Source organism: Ochrobactrum sp. SFR4, assembly GCF_019730395.1.
Lineage (GTDB): Bacteria > Pseudomonadota > Alphaproteobacteria > Rhizobiales > Rhizobiaceae > Pseudochrobactrum.
Genome location: NZ_JAAPBB010000062.1, coordinates 1 through 924, shown reverse-complemented (window position 1 = coordinate 924; position 924 = coordinate 1). Strand labels below are relative to the sequence as shown.

General features: G+C 47.7%; 1 protein-coding gene. It reads left to right on the top strand.

From position 1 onward, the window contains the following. Window positions 1-833, top strand: an 833-nt coding sequence (locus HBA93_RS17830; RefSeq protein ID WP_221724182.1) for an IS3-like element IS1133 family transposase, incomplete at its 5' end; no start/stop codon positions are given. Window positions 834-924: the final 91 nt, after the last annotated feature.

The following is a 924-nucleotide window of genomic DNA, read 5'->3' as shown; positions in this document are numbered from 1 at the left end:
ACCGTGGCTCTCTCTCACGTTCACGCATATGTCGTTTGATGGGCGTAACAGATCGTGGTTTACGCGCATGGAAACGCCGTCCTCCATCACTGCGCCAGCGTCGTGATCTTATACTTCTAGCGCATATACGTGAGCAGCATCGGTTGTGTTTGGGGAGCTATGGTAGGCCGCGTATGACAGAAGAGTTGAAAGCGCTGGGCCTGCAGGTTGGGCAGCGTCGGGTTGGACGTTTGATGCGCCAGAATAACATTACAGTTGTTCGAACGCGTAAATTCAAACGGACAACGGATAGTCATCATACCTTCAACATTGCACCGAACCTATTAAAACAAGACTTTAGCGCAAGCGCACCCAACCAGAAATGGGCAGGAGATATCACTTATGTTTGGACCAGAGAAGGATGGGTCTATCTTGCTGTTATCCTTGACCTGTATTCCCGTCGCGTGATTGGCTGGGCAACAGGTGATCGATTAAAGCAGGATCTTGCATTAAGGGCACTGAATATGGCGTTGGCTTTACGCAAACCACCACCGGGTTGTATTCAACACACAGACCGTGGGAGCCAATATTGCGCTCATGAATATCAAAAGCTACTGCTCAAACATCAATTGCTGCCGTCCATGAGCGGGAAAGGCAATTGTTTTGATAACTCCGCAGTAGAAAGCTTCTTTAAATCATTAAAGGCTGAGTTGATTTGGCGCAGACACTGGCAAACAAGGCGAGATATTGAGATTGCAATCTTCGAATATATAAATGGCTTTTATAATCCACGCCGAAGACATTCAACACTCGGCTGGAAATCGCCGGTGGCATTTGAGAAAAAAGCCGCTTAAAATGAGAGATAGACCGGAACACAACCGGTGCAAGACCAGATCATTGATATTCCGCCTTTATCTCCGGCTATGCATTTGGCACTGGATGAGG